Source organism: Desulfovectis peckii (assembly GCF_055391705.1).
The window spans coordinates 146,603-163,033 of record NZ_AP042409.1; the positions used below are offsets into that span (position 1 = coordinate 146,603).

At 41.6% G+C, this 16,431-nt stretch carries 24 protein-coding genes, 1 tRNA gene and 1 pseudogene; 21 read left to right on the forward strand and 5 right to left on the reverse strand.

Annotated features, from left to right (window positions below; genetic code table 11):
• Positions 1 to 39: 39 nt before the first annotated feature.
• The 5 genes from ACZ5NG_RS00675 to ACZ5NG_RS00695 form a co-directional block, all read right to left on the reverse strand.
• Positions 40 to 477, reverse strand: a complete 438-nt coding sequence (locus ACZ5NG_RS00675; protein WP_464252116.1) for a CBS domain-containing protein — start codon at positions 475 to 477, stop codon at positions 40 to 42.
• Positions 478 to 566: 89 nt separating this feature from the next.
• Positions 567 to 1,397 (reverse strand): nitrilase family protein, encoded by an 831-nt coding sequence (locus ACZ5NG_RS00680; protein WP_464252117.1) that lies wholly within the window; start codon positions 1,395 to 1,397, stop codon positions 567 to 569.
• Positions 1,398 to 1,399: 2 nt separating this feature from the next.
• Positions 1,400 to 2,194, reverse strand: a complete 795-nt coding sequence (locus tag ACZ5NG_RS00685; protein ID WP_464252118.1) for an amidohydrolase family protein — start codon at positions 2,192 to 2,194, stop codon at positions 1,400 to 1,402.
• A 205-nt stretch (positions 2,195 to 2,399) separates the two neighbouring features.
• Positions 2,400 to 2,777 (reverse strand): hypothetical protein, encoded by a 378-nt coding sequence (locus tag ACZ5NG_RS00690; RefSeq protein ID WP_464252119.1) that lies wholly within the window; start codon positions 2,775 to 2,777, stop codon positions 2,400 to 2,402.
• 119 nt (positions 2,778 to 2,896) lie between these two features.
• Positions 2,897 to 3,085 (reverse strand): indolepyruvate ferredoxin oxidoreductase subunit alpha, encoded by a 189-nt coding sequence (locus ACZ5NG_RS00695; RefSeq protein ID WP_464252120.1) that lies wholly within the window; start codon positions 3,083 to 3,085, stop codon positions 2,897 to 2,899.
• A 198-nt stretch (positions 3,086 to 3,283) separates the two neighbouring features.
• Here ACZ5NG_RS00695 and ACZ5NG_RS00700 point away from each other — a divergent pair, with 198 nt between their 5' ends.
• The 21 genes and pseudogenes from ACZ5NG_RS00700 (at position 3,284) to ACZ5NG_RS00800 (ending at position 16,148) form a co-directional block, all read left to right on the forward strand.
• The gene (locus ACZ5NG_RS00700) at positions 3,284 to 3,631 is read left to right on the forward strand and encodes a hypothetical protein (protein WP_464252121.1); all 348 of its coding nucleotides are present in this window, start codon (positions 3,284 to 3,286) and stop codon (positions 3,629 to 3,631) included.
• Between the two features lie 12 nt (positions 3,632 to 3,643).
• On the forward strand, positions 3,644 to 3,880 hold the full coding sequence (locus ACZ5NG_RS00705) for a hypothetical protein (RefSeq protein WP_464252122.1): 237 nt from the start codon (positions 3,644 to 3,646) through the stop codon (positions 3,878 to 3,880).
• 83 nt (positions 3,881 to 3,963) lie between these two features.
• Entirely contained in the window at positions 3,964 to 4,419 is a 456-nt protein-coding gene (locus ACZ5NG_RS00710; protein ID WP_464252123.1) for a hypothetical protein, read from the forward strand.
• A gap of 12 nt (positions 4,420 to 4,431) precedes the next feature.
• Positions 4,432 to 4,938, forward strand: coding sequence for a hypothetical protein (locus ACZ5NG_RS00715; protein ID WP_464252124.1), 507 nt, complete (start codon positions 4,432 to 4,434; stop codon positions 4,936 to 4,938).
• A gap of 19 nt (positions 4,939 to 4,957) precedes the next feature.
• A complete protein-coding gene (locus tag ACZ5NG_RS00720) occupies positions 4,958 to 5,137 on the forward strand; it encodes a cap-binding protein (RefSeq protein WP_464252125.1) in 180 nt (59 codons plus the stop codon).
• 1 nt (position 5,138) lies between these two features.
• Positions 5,139 to 5,354 carry a hypothetical protein gene (locus ACZ5NG_RS00725; protein WP_464252126.1) on the forward strand — a complete coding sequence of 72 codons (216 nt, stop codon included), beginning with the start codon at positions 5,139 to 5,141 and terminating at the stop codon, positions 5,352 to 5,354.
• A 152-nt stretch (positions 5,355 to 5,506) separates the two neighbouring features.
• Positions 5,507 to 8,053, forward strand: coding sequence for a bifunctional acetaldehyde-CoA/alcohol dehydrogenase (gene adhE / locus ACZ5NG_RS00730; protein ID WP_464253083.1), 2,547 nt, complete (start codon positions 5,507 to 5,509; stop codon positions 8,051 to 8,053).
• A gap of 328 nt (positions 8,054 to 8,381) precedes the next feature.
• Complete coding sequence (locus ACZ5NG_RS00735) at positions 8,382 to 8,621, forward strand: hypothetical protein (RefSeq protein ID WP_464252127.1); 240 nt, start codon at positions 8,382 to 8,384, stop codon at positions 8,619 to 8,621.
• A gap of 69 nt (positions 8,622 to 8,690) precedes the next feature.
• Entirely contained in the window at positions 8,691 to 8,900 is a 210-nt protein-coding gene (locus ACZ5NG_RS00740) for a hypothetical protein (protein WP_464252128.1), read from the forward strand.
• 114 nt (positions 8,901 to 9,014) lie between these two features.
• A complete protein-coding gene (locus tag ACZ5NG_RS00745) occupies positions 9,015 to 9,311 on the forward strand; it encodes a hypothetical protein (RefSeq protein ID WP_464252129.1) in 297 nt (98 codons plus the stop codon).
• A gap of 123 nt (positions 9,312 to 9,434) precedes the next feature.
• Complete coding sequence (locus ACZ5NG_RS00750; RefSeq protein ID WP_464252130.1) at positions 9,435 to 9,989, forward strand: rhomboid family intramembrane serine protease; 555 nt, start codon at positions 9,435 to 9,437, stop codon at positions 9,987 to 9,989.
• A gap of 14 nt (positions 9,990 to 10,003) precedes the next feature.
• On the forward strand, positions 10,004 to 10,306 hold the full coding sequence (locus tag ACZ5NG_RS00755) for a hypothetical protein (protein WP_464252131.1): 303 nt from the start codon (positions 10,004 to 10,006) through the stop codon (positions 10,304 to 10,306).
• 183 nt (positions 10,307 to 10,489) lie between these two features.
• A pseudogene (locus ACZ5NG_RS00760) lies at positions 10,490 to 10,666 on the forward strand (methyl-accepting chemotaxis protein); the annotation flags it as partial.
• A gap of 24 nt (positions 10,667 to 10,690) precedes the next feature.
• Entirely contained in the window at positions 10,691 to 11,299 is a 609-nt protein-coding gene (locus ACZ5NG_RS00765; protein WP_464253084.1) for a methyl-accepting chemotaxis protein, read from the forward strand.
• A 43-nt stretch (positions 11,300 to 11,342) separates the two neighbouring features.
• Positions 11,343 to 11,726, forward strand: a complete 384-nt coding sequence (locus ACZ5NG_RS00770) for a zinc ribbon domain-containing protein (RefSeq protein ID WP_464252132.1) — start codon at positions 11,343 to 11,345, stop codon at positions 11,724 to 11,726.
• 16 nt (positions 11,727 to 11,742) lie between these two features.
• Positions 11,743 to 12,501: an SIR2 family NAD-dependent protein deacylase gene (locus ACZ5NG_RS00775; protein WP_464252133.1), complete on the forward strand. Its 759-nt coding sequence runs from the start codon at positions 11,743 to 11,745 to the stop codon at positions 12,499 to 12,501.
• A 39-nt stretch (positions 12,502 to 12,540) separates the two neighbouring features.
• The gene (locus ACZ5NG_RS00780) at positions 12,541 to 13,242 is read left to right on the forward strand and encodes an endonuclease/exonuclease/phosphatase family protein (protein WP_464252134.1); all 702 of its coding nucleotides are present in this window, start codon (positions 12,541 to 12,543) and stop codon (positions 13,240 to 13,242) included.
• Positions 13,243 to 13,356: 114 nt separating this feature from the next.
• Positions 13,357 to 13,431, forward strand: a tRNA-Arg gene (locus ACZ5NG_RS00785).
• 311 nt (positions 13,432 to 13,742) lie between these two features.
• The gene (locus ACZ5NG_RS00790; RefSeq protein ID WP_464252135.1) at positions 13,743 to 13,964 is read left to right on the forward strand and encodes a FeoA family protein; all 222 of its coding nucleotides are present in this window, start codon (positions 13,743 to 13,745) and stop codon (positions 13,962 to 13,964) included.
• A gap of 14 nt (positions 13,965 to 13,978) precedes the next feature.
• The gene (gene feoB, locus ACZ5NG_RS00795; protein ID WP_464252136.1) at positions 13,979 to 15,961 is read left to right on the forward strand and encodes a ferrous iron transport protein B; all 1,983 of its coding nucleotides are present in this window, start codon (positions 13,979 to 13,981) and stop codon (positions 15,959 to 15,961) included.
• Positions 15,962 to 15,989: 28 nt separating this feature from the next.
• On the forward strand, positions 15,990 to 16,148 hold the full coding sequence (locus ACZ5NG_RS00800) for a hypothetical protein (RefSeq protein ID WP_464252137.1): 159 nt from the start codon (positions 15,990 to 15,992) through the stop codon (positions 16,146 to 16,148).
• Positions 16,149 to 16,431 lie beyond the last annotated feature (283 nt).

A 16,431-nucleotide genomic window follows, 5' to 3' on the forward strand; every position in this document is an offset into this window, starting at 1 on the left:
GCCATCAATGCCTGAAGCATCGATGGCTTTGTGTTTAACTTACATTTGCGGGCTGGCCGGCTGCGAAATACTTGACAGGGCTTCACCGGCTTCGTTTTGGTAAATGCTTTCTACCGCAAGATCTCCTAAAGAGACAATACCGGCTAAACTGTTATTATGATCAACTACCGGCAGACGCCGGACTTGGTTTTGGGCCATTAAATTAGCCGCTTCATGTACGTCCATATCCGGGGTGCCGGTTACCAAACCGGTAGACATGGCGGATTCAACCTTTGTTGCGGAAGGATTTTGCCCTTTAGCGGTAACCCTGAGGGCAATATCACGGTCGGTAATTATTCCTACGGCTTTTCCGTTTTCAACAACAGGCACAGCACCTACATTGTACTGACTCATAATTTGAGCAGCCTCGGCCACTGTTTGCTGCGGAGTAACGGTAGCTACGTTTTGAGTCATTATTTCTCGCAGTGTTTGTGACAATAATATCCCCCCTGTTTTTAAATGGTTCAAGATATATTATCACTAAAATTAATTATTTTATTCTCCGTGCAAAACAGGGTTTTTAATACTTATTTGAGCAAATCTTGGTAAAGTTCCGGCCTGCGAGAGCGCAAATAAAATATATGCTTCATGCCGGTTCTTTTTTGATAACGAATTTCATTAACTAATTGCGCATCTAAATCGGCAATTAACAACCCTTCTTGATCATTAAAATCTTCCGCAATGACATTGCCTTTGGGATCAATAACCAGTGTGCCCCCGGAAAAATCAGTGCTATCACCGTTAAAACCAATTAAGTTACAGGCAGCAACATAAACGGTATTGTCGTATGCTCTGGCGGTAAGGTACTTTAACCACATTTCTCTTCTGTTGCCGGCAATGCGCGGTGAAGCATGGGGGGCAAAAATTATTTCCGCACCGTTTAAAGACATGATGGTGGTAATTTCCGGGAAATGCAAATCCCAACAAATTTGCACCCCAAACGTCGCTTTGTCCGTCTTGAACACCGGGAGCTGATCTCCGGCAGAAAAATATGCTTGTTCACTCTTACCTAAATGTGTTTTACGGTATTTATCAACAGTCCCGTCCGGCATGGCGACCAGTTGGGAGATAAAGGGTTTATTGCCAGCGGCTGATTTTTCGGCAATGCCGGCCAGTATGGTAATATTATGCTGTTGAGCCAACTGGGCCAACCGATGACCGGTGGGACCGGGAATTTCTTCGGCATAAGAGCCAGAGCCGGCGCGGGCATATCCGGGAACAGACAGTTCAGGAAAACAAATTATATCTGCCTGTTGAGCAGCCGCCTGTTTAACAAAAAATTCCGTTTTCTTTAAATTTTCGCTGATTTTTCCCAACTGGGCATTCATCTGCACTAAAGCAATCCGTGTATTTTTCATAATTATAACCCTAATCCTGCTAATAATTTTTTGGCGTTATCCCTAATAATAGCTTGATATTCGTAATCTTTAAGGTTGAGGTTTTTCAGAAGGTTTGCTTCCCTTCCCGGAGAACTGTAAGGATAGTCACTGCCTAAAAGTATTTTTTGATAACCGTGTTCCTTAATAATATTGCGAAACTGATCGGCAGGCAAAAAGTCATAAGTGCTGGCAGTGTCTAAGTAAATATTTCTGCCGACCAGACAGTCTAAGGCCTGATCCCACATTTTGTAGCCCCCCATGTGAGCGACAATAACCCTCATATTGGGAATTAAATCTAATGCCCGGGCCATTCTGTGCGGGGAAGTATAGTTTATTTTATCTTGATCTTGATCATCTCCAATATGAAAGATGAATATAAAATCTTTTGCTAATTTTTCATACATAGATAATGCTTTTTCGTCATCTAAGTAAAACTGCTGGAAATCAGGGTGCAATTTTATGCCTTTAATACCCGCTGCTTTTAATTTTTTAATTTCCTCATCTATCCGGTCATAGTCCGGGTGCATGGTGCCAAAGCCGATTAAATTGCCTTTATTGTTTGCCACCGCCCAGTCGTTTGCCGGCGCTACCTGAGCCGGTACAGTGGCAGCGGTACAGAAGACAGCGGCTTCTACTTTTTCGTTTTTCATAATAGCTTGGTATTCTTGTTTTGTACCTTGATAAATTACCGGAATACCGTAATGTTCGCTGAGATGTTTCCTTACTTTTTCAGCCAAGCTGTCAGTATAAAGATGTACGTGTATGTCAATTAACAATTTTGATTCCCTCCAAAACCATATACTGCTGTAACATTATTTCGGTCGGAAAAAGTGTTATCCTTCTATAAAATATTATCATCTTCAGTAGACAGTTGGTCAGTTAAACAGGTAGCAAAAATGATGGTGTCCACATCCTTCGCCGGTGCAACCGGCAGGTAAAACTTAGCATTAAATATTAGAGGCGTGCTTGTCGACACGCCCTTTAATTTCCGTTTGTTTCCACTTTGCCGAAAATTTCGCCGCAGTAACATCCGTAAGTTACAATATCTGAAGATTTACCTTCACAGATGCTGAGTATTCTTACTTTGGAATTAATTGCGTACAAGTTTTCCCCGCATCCGGGACAGGAAGGAGAGGCAATAAACTTTTTGGGCTTAATAACCACTTCGTCCTCTGAGTTGATTTCAATAACGCAACGGCGTAAATTTAATCTAGACAAATGATATCTTTGGAGAATTTTTTTCAGTGCTAAATACATCATGTTTCTTGCTTTGCCGCTTTGTACCGCTAAAAAGGTTGACAGTGCAGTTTCCGCACTGCGGCGATCTTCAATTGTCGGGAAAGGATAAATATGTGCCATATTGGTATTATTTCATTATTTGGCCGGTTTAATTCATTTACTGCTCAATTAAATTGTAAGGGCGTGTCGCTAACTACTAAAGGCAGTTTTGCGACACGCCCTCTTGAAAATATAAAAAATTAAAGTTCTTGTACGCTTGCAGCGCCGCTTGGGCAAATTTCTACACAGGAGAAGCAGCCCATGCATTCAGCCGGATCGCCGGTAACATCTGCTTTACCATCTACCATTTCCAGAAGACGAGCGGGGCAGGGATCGACGCATGCGCCACAACCTTCACATTTCTCACGATCAATAGATACCATGAACATGATACTAACCTCCTTAATTAACTGATTAACTTAACATACACTCAAGATTATGCAACATAAATCTAAAAAAAGCAAGGAATTTTTGGTTGTAATTGCTGCCAACGAAATACTGAGGATTATTAAAAACATAATATAAAAGGATATTTAGCCCCTATGTCTAAATAAATATTTGGATATAATGAAAGGCAGGGGTGTTTAATGAGCAAGGATTATTCCCAATTGCTGATTGACAAAAGTGATCAAGAAGGTGCTTTAGAGTTTACAGTTGATGATGCGGCTTTTTTTGATCCGGATGTCAAGGAAGTAACACTCTTTTATAACGTTGTTGGGCAAGCGCGATTTAAGTTGTTTCGCAATAATAAGATGGAATTGGTTTTAGTACATGTTACTGATGATTGGATGAGACAGGCAAAAATTGATATCAGCAAATATCAAAAGGAGATTAGGATAGCAATCACTTGGGATAAAAATGAAGACAAATTGGCTGTTAAAGGTTCAGGAGAAAGCGAATACTATACAGTCAAGGCAATGCAAATAGATAATTAGGAGATAAGAGTTATGTCCGAGCTAAAACAGCGGTTATATGAACAATTGTGGCAGCATCCGGAGATATACGGGTATCGGATTATGTTTGATTTGGGCCCGCCCTGGAAAGATATTGCTCAGAGTATTTTTAATTCTACTAAACGAATGAGGGCAGAAAAAAAGCAACGTTTTTGGTTAGAACATAAGAATGAAGTTGATGCTGCTTTTGAGATTTGGTATGCTACAGGTAAAAAGTCTTTTGAAGATTAGAAATATGTAGCGGAAATGGCAACAGTCTAAACAATCGGTTATAATTGTAAAGAGGTAAAAAATAGACAAGGTTGGTGAATTAGATGTCAAAAGACTTCTTAAGGGAAAAAACAATTGAAGAAATAATTGAAGAATATGGTGGGGCAGCATACAGCCCCGATTTTGGTGCTTGGGCTGAGTTGACATATGAGGAAAACGGGCAAGAATATAAGCGCACTACTATGGTGATTGGTAACCCGCAGTGGGCCGGCGCGTTGGACCTTACTCAAGGGGATTATTTATGGAAATGGGCTTATGATAGGGAAAATGAACTTTACTATTTATTGCTCACTTGGCACAGCGGCCTGCGTCTGCCAATTGCTTTTGATCGGGAAGGAGCAGGAAAAATGCTTTCTGACCCGCAAGCCAAAGAACCCTTTGATATTATGATTACGGACCAACCGGTGATGCCGAAAAGTTGGGAAGAAGGAAAGCTTAAGTTTGTTGTGCTGTGGGATATAAAATTTAAAAAAGACAAAGAGGCAACTTGGCCGGAATAATGCTTTGAGAAGGTGATTGACATTAGTGCCGCAAGAAGAAACAGGCCGATCAGTAAGGGTTTGCAAAACAGAGTGGCCTTATATATAAGGGATAATTCAATAAAAGGGGTATGCACCCAAGAGAAGGAAACAATGGCCTACCATCTGGGATTAACGGTAGAAACAGTCCATAAGGTTATTGAAAAGTTAAAGGCCGATCAAGTGATTATTGAAAAGGAAAATAAAAATCCGCTGCTGCCGTCCAGCTATATATATATCGGTGAAGGAACGGTAGCTAAAAAAGCTTTAACCTTAAGCGAATTAAGCGATCAACTGCATCAAATGCTGGATGACGATTCAATTGATGAAAACCTGAAAGAAACATTTTTGGAGTACGACGGAGAAGTAAGAGAAGTGCTGCATGAACTACAAAAACAAACCCAGGATTTAAACAATTACAATAGTTTTAAAGACAGCATTATAAAAGTTATAGATACCGAGGATGGCTTGGTGCACATATTAGCCAGAAGAAGACCTTGATTTGGGGGTTTCGCGGGGCATGGATATTCTTGAGGCAGTGAAGCAGTGGGAAAAGGCCACCACTATTTATCTTGATTATGCCCGAGAAATGAAAAACAGCGAGTATAACCAGGGTTTTGCAGATGGGTTGGAAGCAGCCTTAGAATCATTTAAGTCATACTTAAAAGAATGTCCGGAATATAATGCTAGGAGGGAATAGAGTGAGCCAATCGGTTTATACGGTAGTGAAAATAGAAAATAATGAAGTGGATGATGTCACTGTGTTCGATACGGAAGAAGCGGCTGTTGCTTATGCAGAGGAAATTGCATCCCGGGAAAGCTATCAGCAGATTATTGTCATGTGGACTAAATTAAATAATAAAAACATGCAGGTGACATTAAAAGAAATGAGAAGTACCTGTAGCTCATGCAACTAGGGCAATGCCCAGGCAGTCGGCAAAAGACCGACTGCTTTATTATTTTATTTAAATATACATACGGCCAATCTTTTAAGCAAAAAATAAGTAAAAGTTGTTTTTATACGGAGGTGCCTTGGGTGGTTGAACATGAAACTAAGTCTTCTGCGGACATGATAGACAATTTAGTACAAAAAGCAATTGCCGCCGGAGAAAAATTTTTGGCCTTAAATCAGGAGCAGGTGGACAAAATTGTAAAAGCGATGGCGTTAGCCGGCCTAGAAAAGCATATGTATTTAGCCAAATTAGCTGTTGAAGAAACCAAAAAAGGAGTATTTGAAGATAAGGTAACAAAAAATATATTTGCTACTGAGTATATCTACCACAGTATTAAATATAAAAAAACAGTGGGTATTATTAGTGAAAATCACGAAGAAAACTTTTATGAAGTGGCCGAACCTTTAGGGCCGATAGCGGCCATTATCCCGGTTACTAACCCTACTTCCACCACAATGTTTAAAGCACTGATTTGCGCAAAAACCAGAAACCCGATTATTTTCAGTTTTCATCCTCATGCGCAAAAATGCAGCGTGGAAGCCGCCCGAATTCTTTATGAGGCCGGTTTGGAAGCAGGGGCGCCGGAAGACTTTATTACCTGGATAGAAAAGCCTTCAATTGAAGCTACCCAAGCCCTGATGCATCATCCGGGGGTGGCTTTAATTTTAGCGACCGGTGGAGCTAAGTTGGTTTGTGCCGCTTATAGTGCCGGCAAACCGGCATTGGGAGTGGGGCCCGGCAATGTGCCCTGTTATATAGAAAAAACGGCAAATTTGCCAAGAGCGATCAATGATTTAATTTTAAGCAAAACCTTTGATAACGGTTTAATATGTGCATCTGAACAAGCGCTGATTGTGGACCGGGAAATCGAAAATCAGGTGGTGGCTTTACTAAAAGCCAACGGCTGCTACTTTTTAAATGAATCAGAAGTAGAACAGTTAACCAAAATCGCAATCTCGAAAGATAATACTCATATCAATCCGGAAATTGTCGGGCAGCCTGCCCCCGTAATTGCCCAAATGGCCGGGCTGAACGTGCCAAGTAGTACTAAAATTTTAATTGCTCCGCTGGCGGGCGTGGGGCCGGACTATCCCTTGTCACAAGAGAAGCTTTCGCCGATTTTAGCTTTTTATGTGGTTGACAATTATCAACAAGGAATTGAACGCTGCGTAGAAACGGTGGAGTTTGGAGGATTGGGTCATTCAGCGGTAATACATTCCGAAAACAAAGATATTATCAAAGAGTTTTCCAACCGTGTCCGCGTTGGTCGGGTTATTGTTAATTCACCCTGTACCCACGGTGCCATCGGGGACATTTACAACACCAATGTACCGTCGTTAACCCTGGGCTGCGGCTCCTACGGCCGTAATTCAACTACATCTAATGTCAGTGTGGATAATTTAATTAACATAAAAAGAGTGGCTAAGCGGAAAGAAAAAATGCAGTGGTTTAGGGTGCCGGAAAGAATTTATTTTATGCCGGGATCGGTGCAATACCTGACAAAAATGCCGGGTATTGAACGGGCTTTGATAGTAACCGATAAAGCAATGGTTGATTTAGGATTTGTCGATAAAGTGATTTATCACCTTTCCAAACGGCAAAATAATGTGGCAATAGAAGTGTTTGATCAGGTGGAGCCCGATCCGCCGCTGGAGATGGTTGTTAAGGGCGTAGAAGTAATGCAGCGCTTTAAGCCGGATACTTTAATTGCCTTGGGCGGCGGCTCGGCAATTGATGCGGCTAAAGGCATGTGGCTGTTTTATGAATATCCGGAGGTTAAGTTTGAATTTTTACGTTTAAAATTTATTGATATTCGCAAACGTACTTATAAATATCCTAAACTGGGCCGCAAAGTTAAGTTGGTGGCAATTCCTACCACCAGCGGCACCGGTTCGGAAGTTACCGCTTTTACTGTAATCAGTGATCAGGGACGGCAAATCAAATATCCATTGGCCGATTATGAATTGACGCCGGATGTGGCGATTATTGACGCTGATTTTGTCATGTCCGTTCCGCCGACAATTACCGCCGATACCGGGATGGATGTGCTTACCCATGCTATAGAAGCGTATGTTTCGGTAATGGCCTCCGACTATACCGATGCCTTAGCCATGAAGGCAATTCAGTTGGTTTTTGAATACTTACCCCGAGCTTATAAAAACGGAAACGACCTTGAAGCGAGAAAACGTATGCACAATGCGTCAACTATTGCCGGAATGGCTTTTACAAATGCGTTTTTAGGGATTAACCATAGTTTGGCTCATAAGTTAGGCGGACAGTTTCATATTTCACACGGCCGGGCAAATGCAATTATGCTGCCACATGTGATTGCCTACAATGCCGCTTTACCGACAAAATTTCAGTCCTTTCCCAACTATGAACATTATGTGGCCCATTTGAAGTATCAGGAAATTGCTCAAAACCTGGGCCTGCCGGCAAGTAACCCCATGGAAGGGGTGCAGAGTTTAATTAACGCAGTGAGAAACTTAATGCATGAATTGGATATGCCAATGAGGATTAGAGATTGTGGTGTTAAGCCGGAAGAATTTGAGGCGGTAGTAGACGAACTGGCGGAAAAAGCTTTTGAAGATCAGTGTACAACCAGCAATCCGCGGCTGCCCCTGGTCAGTGAGTTGGCCCAGTTATACCGAATGGCATTTTAGCGGTATTAAGAGCAAGAAGAAACCCCGTTATTTTCAGAGTGACGGGGTTTCTTCCGTTGTGGTCAGCTGTTCTAAACCGATAGAAGTGAGAATTTCATCTAACAGCTCGCTATTTGATTCAAATATATCGATCACAGATATATCTTTCATTGAATACCCCCCTTAATTGCGTGGATTTTATCATTATATGCACCGGTTTTTAAAAAAATAACAAAAAAATAACAACATTTTCTGGGAATAAATATAACTTGCCATTAGGCCGCTGGCAGGAAACGACAAAACTTTCGTGGAAACTATGTAAGCAATATATGTAGAAAGGCGGATTTTAATGACATTAAAAGTTGATGTGGATCAATTTGTGCAAGAACACCAAGAGGAAATTTCCCGCTTGGTGAATATTTCGCTAAACCGGGCGGGTGATGTGGTTAATGCCAAGGTTAAAAAGGGGGAGGTTAATCCAACACTGCAAGATGTTCTTCCCTTAATGCTTTATGAAATATTGGTTGCCAATACCGTTGCCACTATAAGACTGGTAGCCGACATGATTAATGAAGCAGACAACAAATAATTAAAAGCCTCTGGACAAGAACAAGTGTTTGGTGTATGATAAACCAAACACTTGTTTGGAGGTGGCCTGATGATTCAATCTGCATCCCGCGGCAAACAGTTTGACTTTGTATTTTCTAAAAAAACCGTCAAGGTTCGCCGGGTAAGACTAGACTTGATATCCCAAATAACTAATTGGTTGGAAACCGAAGACAGCGAACTTGCCAAGTTGTTTTCCGCCGTTATTTTGGCCGGAACAGGCATGTTTATTATATTCAGTGTTTTGAATACAATTTTCTAACTAACCTGATATGATTAAATCCGGCGGGCAGGTCGGGTTTTTATGTCAATGCTGGTATTTTTCAATAAGTATATAAATGATGAAATCTCGATATTTTATTCACAGGAGGTAACTATGAGCCAAAAAGAAAATGATTTAGATGAGATGGATACACTGTTGGCCAAGCTGTACGATGCCCAACGAAGAATATTGTTTCAAGAAATGATGATGCAAATATTTATGGAGCAAACAAAATTAAGTGAGCAGCAAGCGATTGGCGTGCTGAAAGAAATGATTAAACGAGGCTGGTTAGTCTGTGACGCCGTAAAAGAGAAGTTTTTCTTGCGGCCTAAATATGTATATAGTTTTCCGGTTGTGATAAGCAGAAAAGGTATAAAACATTTAAAAGAAAAAGGACTAATAAAAGAATAGGGGGAGATACTGACGATCCCGCTTAGAGATGATATTCCCTCTTATAAACGGCCGATCGTTAATTACCTGCTGATAGCGGCTAACATTGCCGTTTTTATGTATCAAGTTTCCCTGGGTCCGTACATGGATGAAATGATCCATAATTATGCCGTTGTTCCCTATTACCTGGTAAACTTTTACGGACCGATTGAAGCGGTCAGCAGACTTACCGCTACTATGTTTATGCATGGCGGTTGGTTGCATTTATTGGGCAATATGCTCTATTTATGGATTTTTGGAGACAATGTAGAAAATTCGATGGGTCGGGGAAGATATTTGTTGTTTTACTTAATTACCGGATATGCCGCTACTTTAACTCATGTGTACTTTATGCCCGAATCTGTTGTGCCGATGGTTGGGGCCAGCGGTGCCATTGCCGGTGTGCTGGGTGCCTATTTTCTGCTTTTTCCTAAGGCAAGGGTTTTAACCTTACTGCCTATCGGTTTTTTAATTACCGTTGTCCGGATACCGGCAGTGTTTTTCTTAGGATTTTGGTTTTTGCTGCAAGTGTTTAACCAAACGATGGTTTCATCTCCGGACACGCAAAGTGTTGCCTGGTGGGCACACATTGGCGGATTTATCGCCGGGGTGATTTTGGTCCGGTTTTTTCGGCAAAAAAACAGGCCTTATTATTTTTGAAAGGAAGTAGAAAAATGACACCGGAAAAGGATAAATACTACATTGTTAAAGAACCCGATGAAGAACTGCATCAAGTACTGGTTGGCCACTCCCGGCAGGGGAAAATAACGGCCCTTAGCAAAGTGCTGCCAAACCGCTTAATAGCTTATAAGATATTTATCAATAAAAACAATCAATCTCAGGTGCTGCGTGAAGGTGTAGGCGAAAGTAAGCAATACGAAGAGGTAATCCAAAGGTTTGCAGAAGAGTTTTTGATACCTTTTGGAAGTAACTGGAACAAGGTAGAACCGGTGATCATTGAAAGAGAAAATGGTTAATTTTGCGGATGCTTACGGCATCTTTTTTATTTGAAAATTAGCAATATTCTTATCAATATTCAATACTAAATAGCAGGATATGGATGTTTAAATATGGAATTTTATAAAATAGTCATAATATTTTATGGGGGTGTTTGTTTGTACAACATCGCTATTGTCGGTGGCGGCAGGGGTGGCTATGCCATGCTGCGGGTTTTTCAAGGGGTATCGGACGTGCAGATTGTCGGAATAAGTGATATAAACCCGGAAGCGATAGGCATTAAGCTTGCCCGGGAGTTGGAAATACCAATCTACACTGATTTTGTAGAAATGCTTAATAACAGCCAGAGCGATATTGTTATTGACGTAACCGGTAACGAAGCAGTTCATGAAAAAGTAAAAGAGATGCTGCCGGAAGGAAGCATATTGCTTCATGGGACAGTGGCTCGCTTGATTTCACTGATCGGTATTAAAAGAAGTGAGATGTTCCATGAACTAAATGAACAAGCCCAGCATTTAGCCGGTATGAGTGAAGAATTAAATGCAACAGTTGAGCAGGTTCCGGAAATAATTAAAGAAGTTTCCAAGTTTATTCAAAGTTACGGGGAAACGCTGGGCAGTTCGGTTAATGAAGCCAAAAAACACTTAAATGACACCGAGGAAGTGCTGCAATTTATTCGTAAAGTAGCCGAGCAAACTAAACTGTTAGGGCTTAATGCCGCCATTGAGGCAGCCCGGGCGGGTGAACACGGCCGGGGTTTTGCGGTAGTGGCTGAGGAAGTGAGAAAATTAGCCGAACATAGTGCCGCTTCAGTAAAGAAAATTTCTGTCATTATGGAAAACTTGGAGCAATCTATGGGCAACATTATCAAGAGTGTAGAGGATAATCAGGAACTGATTGAAAGGCAGATAAATGCTGCGGAACAAGTTGCTTATGCAGTAGGTCAATTAGGCCAGCTGGCTGATGATATGAATAAATTTTCGCTAAAATTATCGGAAATAGATCAGAAATAGCCCAATATATATTTATTAATCAATGTTTAACAGGAGGGCTGGGATGGATTTTATAAATATCATCGGGGAAAAGGCCAAAGAAATTGGCGGCAAAGCTAAAGAGGCAACGCGCAGGCCTGCCGAGTTTGTAGAGTTGACCAAATTAAAATATGAATTAGCTAAGTTGCAAAAAGTTGTTACTAATAATAAAGAAGCAATTGGCGAATTGGTTTACCGCCAATTTAAGGGGGATGTGGGTTTAGAAAGCGAAATAGAAAGGCTGCTGGAATCTACCCAAAAACTGGAGGCAGAGATTAGGCAGTTGGAAGAAAAAATTGAAAAAATGCAGCCCAAACCGGTGTTTTGTCCCGGTTGTGATATTGAATTGCCTTTTGATGCGGTGTATTGTTATAAATGCGGCCGGAAAGTGACCGAAGAAAATAAATAACTAACCGTAAAAGAGGATGATTTATTTGGCTTGCTCGGAGGATATTAAAGGTTTAGCGGCGTTAGTTAAAAAATCCAAAAAAACCATTGCTCTTACCGGGGCCGGGGCCAGTACCGAAAGCGGTATTCCTGACTTTCGCAGCAGGAATAGCGGCTTGTGGAATAAATACAATCCTGAAGAAGTTGCGGGGATTCGTGCCTTGCTAAACAATCCGCAAGAATTTTATCGGCTTAACATGCAGTGGTGGGAGGTTATTTTGCAAGCAAAACCTAACTCTGTACATTTAGCATTGGCAGAATTAGAACAGATGGGATGGCTGTTGGGCGTAATTACCCAGAATATTGATGGGCTGCATCAAGCGGCAGGCTCGACAAGAGTGTGGGAGGTGCATGGGCACCTAAGAACTTGTCATTGTATGGAATGTAAAAATTCCTATGACATAAAACAACTTATCGAGGATTATCACTGTCCCGCCTGCGCCGGAGTGCTGCGCCCGGATGTGGTTCTCTTCGGAGATCCCATGCCCGATGATTACTTTTTAGCAGAAAAAAACATGTCCGGCTGTGATTTGCTGCTGGTTGTCGGCAGCAGCCTGCAGGTTTATCCGGTGGCGGGGTTGCCTTATTTGGCTAATAAGGTAGTGATCATCAATAAAGAGGCTACACCGTGGGATGATAAAGCTGAATTGGTTTTTCGCCGGCCGGCCGGTGAGATTCTGACCGCCCTTGTCGAACAACTGCAGGGTACATACGGCCCATATAAAATATCAGACTAAAACAGTTTATTCTGACATAGCATGTTACGGGGGGATGTTATGTCAGATATTATAAAAGTACTAACTTATAACATTAGGCACGGCTTGGGTATGGATAATAAAATAAATTTGCAGCGTATTGCCGGGATAATACTGGCCAGCGGAGCTGATATTTGCGCCTTGCAAGAAGTTGATCGATGTAACCCCCGCAGCAAAATGCTTCACCAAGCGAAAAAGCTGGCGCAATTAACTAACATGTATTATGTTTTTAAAGCAAATATGCACTTTGGCTTGCTGCAATACGGCAATGCCATACTCAGCCGGTTGCCCCTTATTGCTCAATGCAATTACCGCTTGCCCGGTGGCAGAGAAAAAAGGGGTTTGTTAAAAACGGTGATTGCACTAGGCGGTAAAAAACTAAACATTTTTAACACCCACCTGGGACTGAATCAGGAAGAAAGATTAGAGCAAGTACAGACCATTAAAGATATTATTGCCCAAACAAATGGGGTGGTTATTTTAACGGGAGACTTTAATGAAGAATCTCATCAGCCGGCGGTAAAAATGCTGCTGGCTGACGGTAGGCTGGCGGATTGTTTACCTATGCCAAATGAACCCGGGCTGACATACCCGGCTGATAAGCCGCAAAAAAAGATTGATTATATTATTGCCGATAAAAATTGTACTGTTATCAGTGCCAAGGCTATTCCCAGTTTGGCTTCGGATCATTTGCCTTACTTTTGTGAATTAAAAATCCCATAACTTATTCAGCGGGATTGATATTGACTAGTTTTATAATTGTGTTATAATCAAATTCCGGGTCATGATTACTTGCAATTTTAAAGCCGGTTAGATATAATTATCTAGTAATTTATTGCGCCTGTAGCTCAGTGGATAGAGCGCCGGCCTCCGGAGCCGGGTGCGCAGGTTCGATTCCTGCCAGGCGCACCATATTACATAATCTCAGTTGGACAGCTGACATTGTGCTTTTGCGGGAACGGCCTTGGCTGCTCTGCTTTTTTTAAAAGCGGAGGGGCCAAGATCGTTCCTGTTATTTTTTCCGGACAATGTGTGGGCTTCTCTTTGGCTGTTTTCCCTTTTAGCAAAAAAGATAATTTTTTTAAACAGAGATTGACAGGGTGAAATTACAATTGTATAATTTAACTAGCTAATTGATAATGATTATCGTTACCGCAATGATAAGCGGGTTTTATTTTACCGATGTACTGATAATGATTATCACAATCAATAGGAGGTTCACTATGACACTGGATAAGGTGAAAAAAGGGCAAAAAGTACGCATAATATCGATTCCTGACCCGAATATCAGGGCACAGGCCATTCGCTTTGGCATTGCCGAAGGGGAAACGGTTATTTGTGATGAGGTAGTGCCGGCGGGGCCGGTGGTACTGCGTAAAAACCGCCAGCAAATTGCCATGGGCCGCAGATTGGCCGGTACTATTGTTGTGGAAAGTAATGATTAAGAGAGGTGAAAAAATTGGGACATTGCCACCAAAAGACAATAGACATTGAAGTTACCGAAGGGGCTAAAAAAATAGTCTTGGCCGGTAACCCTAATGCCGGAAAATCAGTTTTTTTCAACTATTTAACCGGCATGTATGTAGATGTCTCCAACTACCCCGGAACAACTTTAGAAATTTCACACGGAAAACTGGGCGATGATGTAATTATTGATACACCCGGCGTTTATGGCATATCTTCCTTTAATGATGAAGAAAGAGTGGCCCGGGATGTAATTTTAGATGCCGATATAGTACTAAATGTGGTAAATGCGGTGCATTTGGAACGGGATTTGTTTTTAACCCAGCAAATTATTGATACCGGTGTGCCGGTAATTGTGGCTTTAAACATGATCGACGAAGCGGAAAAACAAGGCATTAAAATAGATCTTCAACGCCTATCTGATCTCCTTGGCGTTCCGGTTATTCCTACCGTAGCGGTGAAAAAAGTGGGATTGGCCGAAGTTAAAGGGCGGTTGTATGAAGCTCAAAGGGGGGTAATTGATCCTAAATTACAAAGCCGGTTAAACGAACTGGCGGGTAAAGTTGACAGTCAGGCGGAGGCGCTGCTGGTACTGGAAGGGGACCCGGTGGTATCAGAGCGTCACGGTATTGAACCGGCTGACTTAAGAGAGGAAATTTATGCCGCTCGACGCAAGCGGGTTAATGAAGTGGTGAGCCAGGTAATCAGTGACGATTTCCGGGAGAACTCATTTAGCTCAAAGCTAAGCCAAATGATGATTAAACCTGTAACCGGGATACCGATACTGCTTTTAATGCTGTATGCGATGTATAAGGTAATCGGTGTATTCGTTGCGGGAACAATTGTCGGCATTACTGAAGAATCAATCATGCAGGGAATTTACGAGCCGGCGATAACCGGTATTGTCAGCCAAGTTATTAATCCTGATTCAGCATTAGGCTATGTGTTAATTGGTGAATTTGGCCTGTTAACCATGACTTTTACTTATACATTAGGTTTACTGTTGCCGCTGGTAGCCGGATTTTACTTCTTTTTATCCTTGTTTGAAGATTCCGGATATTTGCCGCGGATTGCAACTTTGGTAGACCGGGTATTAAATTCAATTGGCTTGAACGGAAGAGGTATAATCCCACTGATTTTAGGTTTGGGCTGTGTTACTATGGCCACTATTACTACCAGGTTATTAGGATCTGAACGGGAGCGCCGAATTGCCATATTTTTGCTGGCTTTAACAATTCCTTGTTCCGCCCAACTGGGTGTAATTGCCGGAATGCTGGCACCCCTTGGTTTTGAGTATGTGTTGCTGTATCTCGTTACCATTGTTTGTGTTTTGGTGTTAGCAGGTACAATGCTGCACAGGTTGCTGTCCGGACAATCGACGGATCTGTTAATTGACTTACCGCCCCTTAGAGTGCCGCGGATTGACAATGTGGTTAAAAAGACGGTGATTAAGTCATTTCAGTTTTTAAAAGAAGCATTTCCTTTGTTTGCCCTGGGTTCAATAATTATCAGTACTTTGCAAATTACCGGATTACTGCAAACCCTGCATAAGCTGTTAACACCGCTGACCGTAGGCTGGTTGGGACTGCCGGCTGAAGCATCCACTGCTTTTATTATGGGTATCATTCGACGGGACTTCGGTGCTGCCGGTTTAAGCGGTATGTCGCTAGGAGCAATGGAAACAATAGTCGCACTAATTACCATTACTTTGTTTGTACCTTGTATTGCTTCTATCTTGATTATTTTCAAAGAACGCAGCAAACCGGAGGCCCTTTTGATGTGGATGGGGTCAATGGCCATTGCCTTTATGATGGGAGGTATTGTAAACAAACTGTCAAATGCTTTTGGGCACGGTGCTAACGTAATGCCGGTTGTTACTACAATTATTGTTGCCACTTTGGTAATTACCGTTGGCTGCCGTGTGACCCAAAGAAGCAAGACAGCAGCTACTTTAGAGGGAAAAGTAACCTTGAAATAAAAAATCAATAAGGGATAGGGTGACGATTATGAGTAATAAAGAAAAATGTACAATTACCTGTCCGACATGCGGTTATGTAATTAAAGAAACCACTGATTTCCGCTGTCCGCGCTGCTATGCTTCACTGCTGCCGAAAATGACATGCACCGGCACTTGCGGAGCCTGCGCTTCAAAAAACAATAAATAATCATGCCAAAAACAAAAACCCAGAATATAAACTCTGGGTTTTTGTTTTTCATCATTTTTAAACTAAACTATCATATAAATACATTAAAAACATAGCCCGGAGCATAATTACGGGTTTTGTTTTATATAAGTTAAGCTATTAATTAAAAATAAATCGGTATTTTATTCGACAAAAATCTACAATAATCGTTTTTGATTTTCGCTAATACATATGGTAAACTAAATTTAATTATAAAATATCTGTAATTTGCAACTGTTTGGAAAGCTGGTGATATTGCCTTTGC